Source organism: Dietzia sp. SLG310A2-38A2, assembly GCF_014145095.1.
Taxonomy (GTDB): Bacteria; Actinomycetota; Actinomycetes; order Mycobacteriales; family Mycobacteriaceae; genus Dietzia.
In genome coordinates this window covers 1-5644 of the sequence record NZ_JAALDX010000229.1, presented here as the reverse complement: position 1 = coordinate 5644, position 5644 = coordinate 1, and the positions used below count along the sequence as shown (strand labels likewise).

The following is a 5644-nucleotide window of genomic DNA, read 5'->3' as shown; positions in this document are numbered from 1 at the left end:
CCGAGGTGCACCCGGATGCCGTGGGGGCGACGCCGAGCCGCGAGCTCGTCGTCCGGATCGTGGTCCGATCCCCGGACACCGCCTGCATCCGTCGCGGCGACCATCGCCGACACGCGGGCGCCGAGGTCCGGCGGGGGGGCTTCGGATCGCCACGGGTGCCGCGTACCGCCCAGCGTCGAGGCCAGGTCACCCAACGCGGTGAGCTCGGCATCGAGCTGCGGATCCTCCTGCCGGAGCAGGTCGAGTTCACGTCGCTCGGCGTCGGACAGGTCGCCCCCCAACGCCGCGCCGAGGAGCTCCGCTCGACGGTCATCGCCACGTGTCATCGCTGCTCCTCCGCTTCCATGATCTCCCGGACGGATCTCAGCCCGTAGTACATCCTCGACCGCAGCGTCCCCACCGACACCCCTGAGCGTTCGGAGAGTTGGTGGTAGGTCAACCCGTCGACCTGGACCGCGATGATCACCTCGCGGTGCTCGGGCGAGATCTGTGCCAGTGCCGCCTGCAGGTCGATACGGTCCACCAGCCGTGAGGTGTCGGACTGCCGGGTCGTGGCGGGTTCGGGGACGTCGTCCACCGGTTCCGCGCGCCGTGCGCGTGCCCGCAGTGCATCGATGACCACGTTCCGTGCGATGGCGAACAACCATGTCCGCTGCGTGGACCGGTCGGGATCGTAGGAATCGCGGGCACGCCACGCTCGCACGAAGACGTCCTGAACGCATTCCTCCGCCAGCGCCTGATCGTCGACGGAGCTGCGGGCGAAGCCGTAGATGCTCCGGCCGTGCTCGTGGTACGCCGCGTCGACGTCGAAGTGCGGGGAGGGCGCGCGGGCCACGACGTCGTCCTCTCGTCGCCGCACTACACCCTCCTCGCCGGGTCCCTGGATCACTCGAACGTACCGCAGTCGCGTCGTGTCGCCCGTGCTGCTCAGCTGACGGCGGTGGCAAAGACCACGCGATTGTCCAGGTAGCGCCGATCCGCGCCATCGAACTCACCGGTGCAGGTGATGAGCCGGAGCTCGTCCTCTGGTGAGAGTCCGAAGACCTCCCTGGTGGGGAACTCGTCCTTCGGGTGGTCCTCGACCCTGTCCACCCGGTAGCTGTGGACAGACCCGTCCGCCGCGGAGACCTCGACCACGTCGCCTCTCGACAACTCGAGGACGCGGAAGAACACCGCGGGGCCGGACGCCGAGTCCACGTGACCGGCGAAGACCGTCGGGCCGCGCTCGCCCGGCCGCGGACCGTCGGCGAACCAGCCGACGTCGTCCCAGTCGTCGGGCGGCTCCAACGTGCCGTCATCCTGGATCGCCAGATCGATCACGCCTTCCTTCAACCCGATTGAGGGGATGCGGAGTTCGACAGGGTCCGCGGGTGCCACCCGGAACGCCCGGCCACCCGCCTGCGCACCCGAGACCGTCTGGGCCACGGCGGACGGCCGGGAGGTCGTCGACGGCGACTGATCCTGATCCTGCTCGACACCGCTGGCACCCGTCGCGCAGGAGGCCGCGAGCGACGCCGTCAGCGCGAACCCCAGGAGAGCTCGGGGTCGGCGCCAACGGCCGTCTGTCGATCCAGCCGGCGCCGGGCCGGTCAGACTGCGGGAGACGGAGTGAGTCACACGGCTGACCCGGGACGACGCAGCAGGAAGAGAGCGAGGCCACCCAGGGCGATCGCGGCCACCCCGGCCCCGGCAGCAGCGCCGACGGCCGGAACTCCGGAAGCAGAAGCGCTCGCCGCGCCTCCGCCCCCGGTCTCGACGCCGTCGAGAGGCACCTGCATGAGCTGGCCACGGACCGTGCCGGCGACGAACTCCTCGGTATGGGTGTCCGCGGTGAACGCGGCGGGATCGGCCTCGATCTGGGCGAGGGAGAAGCCCGCGCCCCTGTCCATGCCGTCGTCGTCCTCGACACCCGTGGTGAACGGTCCCTGGATGCAGCCCTCGGAATAACGCTGGCCGTCACCGACCGGCTGCGGGTCGGTGAATGCGATCCTCGGCGGCCCGGACTCGCCGGCGCGCGCCTCATGGATGTGCGTCGCGGTGACGGCGGGGCTCTCGTACTCCCCGGTCACGCCGCCCAGGGTGATCTCGTAGCAGATCACCTCCGTCTCAGAGTTGATCCAGAACATGAAGTCGCCGGTCGCCCCCTCCTCGCCGGGGGAGACCTCACCGTCGGAGTCGATCACCTCCCCGGGTACCGCCATGACCGAGAACGCACTGGTGAAGGCATCCGGTCGGTCGACCTCGGTGTTCGCCTGGGCAGGGGCTGCCGACACCACCAGGGCGGCGGCGCCGGCCACGGCACACACCCCCAGCATTCCGGTGCGGCTCGTCATCGTGCTGGGCATGGTGATCATCCTCTGTGACTCGGTGCGCGGGCGCTCGGGCGCGACCGCTGTCGACAGGGGATACGGCGCGTCGGGCCGCTGCGTTCACCGCGAAGGCGGAAAAGATGAACCGTCGAGTGCGGGACCTCAGCCTTCGGCCGGCCGGGCGGAGGGCCACCGCCCGGTGATGAGCTCGGTCATCTCGTCCACCCACGCCTCGTCGAGGGCGGCGTCCCGGCGGACGAGGATGCGAAAGATCGCGGTGCCGGCGACCACCTCGGCCAGCATCGGCAATTGGTCACCGCCGCGGCGCCCCTGCCCGAACCGCGTCTCGAACGCGGTCAGATTCCCGGCCAACCGGGCGATCATCATGTCGTGGACCTCGGGATCTGCGACGGTGTCGGCGATCAGGCCCGGCAGCGCCACCCGCACCTCGGGCCTGTCGAACATGGCCCGGATCGTCTCGACCAGCACCCGGATGTCACTGCGGAGGTCGCCGGAGCCGTCCGGCACGCTGATGGCCTCCGCGTCCAGGACCGCCTCGTGGACGAGCTGCGCCTTGCCTGACCATCGCCGGTAGATGGCCGCGGTGGTGGTCCCCGCCCGTGCGGCGATCGCCGAGAGGGACAGCGCGGGGTAGCCCGTCTCGAGGATGAGCTCCCTGGTCGCGGCGATCACCGCGGCGTCGATCCGCCCGTCTCGCGGCCGCCCTGCGCCAGACCGTCCCGCGGCGGACTTTGCCGATTTCCCGCCAACCGTGCGCCCGTCTGTTGTCATGGGTTCACCCTAGTTCCAATACAGTGCGCATCGTATTATCAGGGAGAGACCCGTGAAGCTCAGCCCGCTCGACGAGTACCCGATCCACCAGACCCACGCGCCGGTCACCTGGCCGGCCACGTCCGACCGCAACTTCTACGACCGGTCGTACTTCAACGTGCTCGACCGCGAGGGCCGGTTCATGGTCCTGACCGGGATCGGGTACTACCCCAGGCTCGGCGTCAAGGACGCCTACTTCGTGGTCCGCCGGGGGGACACGCAGACCGCGGTGCACCTCAGCGACGCGATCGACGACGACCGCCTGCACCCGAACGTCGGGGGCTACCGCCTCGAGGTGATCGAACCGCTGCAGGAGTTGCGTCTCACGTTGGAGCCGACGGACGGCATCGCGGCGGACCTGACCTGGCGGGGACTGTTCCCCGCCGCCATGGAGGAACCGCACTCGATGCTCACCGACCGGCGGGTGACGTTGCAGGCCAGCCGCTTCGCGCAACTCGGCTCGTGGGAGGGGTGGATCGAGGTCGACGACGAGCGGCTGGAGGTCACCCACTCCTCCTCGGTCGCCGCCCGGGACCGCTCGTGGGGCATCCGTCCCGTCGGCGAGGCGGACGCACCCGGCCGCCCGGACACCGCGTTCCGGGGGATGTGGTGGCTCTACCTGCCGCTGGCGTTCGACGACTACCAGTTGTTCCTCATCCTGCAGGAGGACCCCGACGGCCACCGCAGCCTCTACGACTGCACGCGCCGCTGGCGGGACGGCCGCGTGGAGCAGCTCGACGGCGTGCGCGTGGACGTGGACTATCGCGCCGGCACGCGGATCCCGACGGGCGTCCACGTGGAGTTCATGAACCGCGCCGGCGACCGGTTCCGGCTGGACGTGGAGTCCAGGCTGTACGCGCCGATCGCGTTCGGGTCGGGGTACGGAGGCGACTCCTCCTGGGCGCACGGCAGCTGGAAGGGCGAGGGGTTCACCGAGCGGGTGAGCTTCGACCTCACCGACCCCGACGTGATGGCCGGGGCCGCGTTCAGCCTCATCGACCACGTCGGCCACGCCGTCTGCACGGAGGCCGACGGGACGACCCGCGAGGGTGCGGGCCTCTTCGAGCACGGCGTGATCGGGCCCCACCACCCGTCGGGGTTCTCCGACTGGACAGATGTAGCGAACTGAAGGCCATCAGATGAAGATCATGACAGCGCTCTTCGGCCCCACCGACGTGGTCCACCGCGCGGAGGCGCTCAAGGAGGCCGGTGCGTCCGGGGTGTTCACCTTCGAGGGCCCGCACGACGTGTTCACCCCCCTGGTGCTGGCCTCCCAGGTCCAGGGCCTGGACGTGATGTCCAACGTCGCGATCGGGTTCCCCCGCAACCCCATCCAGCTGGCCCACCAGGCCAACGACCTGCAGCTGCTCAGCGAGGGACGGTTCGTCCTGGGCCTGGGGACGCAGGTGCGGGCCCAGATCGAGAAGCGCTACGGGGCCGAGTTCGACCGACCCGTCGAGCGGATGAAGGAGCTGGTGGGGTCGCTGCGGGCCATCTTCGCCACCTGGGACACCGGTGAACGTCTGGACTTCCGCGGCGAGTACTACCGGCACACCCTCATGACCCCCACCTTCGTGCCCGGGCCCAACCCGTACGGTCCGCCGCCCATCTACCTCGGTGCCCTGGGGCCGCGGTTGACCCGCGCGACCGCCGAGGTGGCCGACGGCCTGCTGGTGATGCCGTTCGGGTCAAAGAAGTTCCTGCACGAGAAGACGATGCCGGCCGTTCGGACCGGGCTGGCCGCCGCCGGTCGCAGCGAGGAGGGCTTCGAGGTCGTGCCCGAGGTGATCGTGTCGGTGGCCACCGGGGCCGATGACGACCACGTGTCCACGCGTCGCCTGCTGGCGTTCTACGGCTCCACGCCGGCGTACAAACCCGTGCTCGACGCCCACGGGTGGGGCGACCTCCAGCCGGAGCTGAACACCATGTCCAAGCAGGGCCGCTGGCAGGAGATGACGTCGTTGATCAGCGACGACATCCTGCACACCATCGCCGCGTGTGGCTCCCCTGCCGAGGTGGCCGCGCACATCCGCGACCGCGTCGACGGGGTGTCGGACCGCCTCTGCCTCTATCAGACGGGCCCCATCGCCACCGATGCGCTGGCCGAGATCGTCGACGCGCTGGGAGGCGAGCGATGACGCCGACGGTGGTCGAGTTCGACGAGGTCGCCGACGACCGCTACGGCGGGAAGGCCGCGGGGCTGGCCGAACTCCGGCGCCTCGGCCTGGACGTTCCCCGGGGCTTCGTGATCGCGGACGCGTCGGATGACCTCGTCGTCGTCGACCTCTCCCGGTGGTTCGACCGCATGGCCGACGCCGGCGCGACGCCGGTGGCCGTGAGGTCCTCGGCGGCCGGGGAGGACGGCGAGGACCACTCGTTCGCCGGCCAGTACGACACGGTGCTGGGCGTGGACTCCGCGGAGAGCTTCATCGACGCCGTGCGCACGTGCGTGGCCTCGGTGGACTCCGGCCGCGCGGCGTCCTACCGCGCGGACCCGGCTGCCA

Annotated in this window: 8 protein-coding genes; 3 read left to right on the top strand and 5 right to left on the bottom strand. The window is 70.5% G+C overall.

What is annotated here, in order from left to right; genetic code table 11:
- The 5 genes from G6027_RS08675 to G6027_RS08655 all read right to left on the bottom strand — a co-directional run.
- Positions 1-326: hypothetical protein (locus G6027_RS08675; RefSeq protein WP_182636821.1), on the bottom strand; the 326-nt coding region annotated here is incomplete at its 3' end.
- Positions 323-859, bottom strand: coding sequence for an RNA polymerase sigma factor (locus G6027_RS08670; RefSeq protein ID WP_182636820.1), 537 nt, complete (start codon positions 857-859; stop codon positions 323-325). The genes G6027_RS08675 and G6027_RS08670, both read right to left, overlap by 4 nt.
- 68 nt (positions 860-927) lie before the next feature.
- Entirely contained in the window at positions 928-1425 is a 498-nt protein-coding gene (locus G6027_RS08665) for a class F sortase (protein ID WP_206682481.1), read from the bottom strand.
- 188 nt (positions 1426-1613) lie between these two features.
- A complete protein-coding gene (locus G6027_RS08660; protein WP_182636819.1) occupies positions 1614-2345 on the bottom strand; it encodes a CHRD domain-containing protein in 732 nt (243 codons plus the stop codon).
- 126 nt (positions 2346-2471) lie between these two features.
- The gene (locus G6027_RS08655) at positions 2472-3101 is read right to left on the bottom strand and encodes a TetR-like C-terminal domain-containing protein (protein ID WP_182636818.1); all 630 of its coding nucleotides are present in this window, start codon (positions 3099-3101) and stop codon (positions 2472-2474) included.
- Between the two features lie 52 nt (positions 3102-3153).
- Here G6027_RS08655 and G6027_RS08650 point away from each other — a divergent pair, with 52 nt between their 5' ends.
- The 3 genes from G6027_RS08650 to G6027_RS08640 all read left to right on the top strand — a co-directional run.
- Complete coding sequence (locus G6027_RS08650; RefSeq protein WP_182636817.1) at positions 3154-4269, top strand: hypothetical protein; 1116 nt, start codon at positions 3154-3156, stop codon at positions 4267-4269.
- A 10-nt stretch (positions 4270-4279) separates the two neighbouring features.
- Positions 4280-5278 (top strand): TIGR03617 family F420-dependent LLM class oxidoreductase, encoded by a 999-nt coding sequence (locus G6027_RS08645; RefSeq protein ID WP_182636816.1) that lies wholly within the window; start codon positions 4280-4282, stop codon positions 5276-5278.
- On the top strand, positions 5275-5644 hold a 370-nt coding region (locus G6027_RS08640), incomplete at its 3' end, for a PEP/pyruvate-binding domain-containing protein (protein WP_277612324.1). The genes G6027_RS08645 and G6027_RS08640, both read left to right, overlap by 4 nt.

Bases quoted from the DNA above. Each gene is read 5' to 3' on its own strand.
- G6027_RS08660 (WP_182636819.1), bottom strand. From the start codon at position 2,345: ATGCCCAGCACGATGACGAGCCGCACCGGAATGCTGGGGGTGTGTGCC.
- G6027_RS08655 (WP_182636818.1), bottom strand. From the start codon at position 3,101: ATGACAACAGACGGGCGCACGGTTGGCGGGAAATCGGCAAAGTCCGCC.
- G6027_RS08645 (WP_182636816.1), top strand. From the start codon at position 4,280: ATGAAGATCATGACAGCGCTCTTCGGCCCCACCGACGTGGTCCACCGC.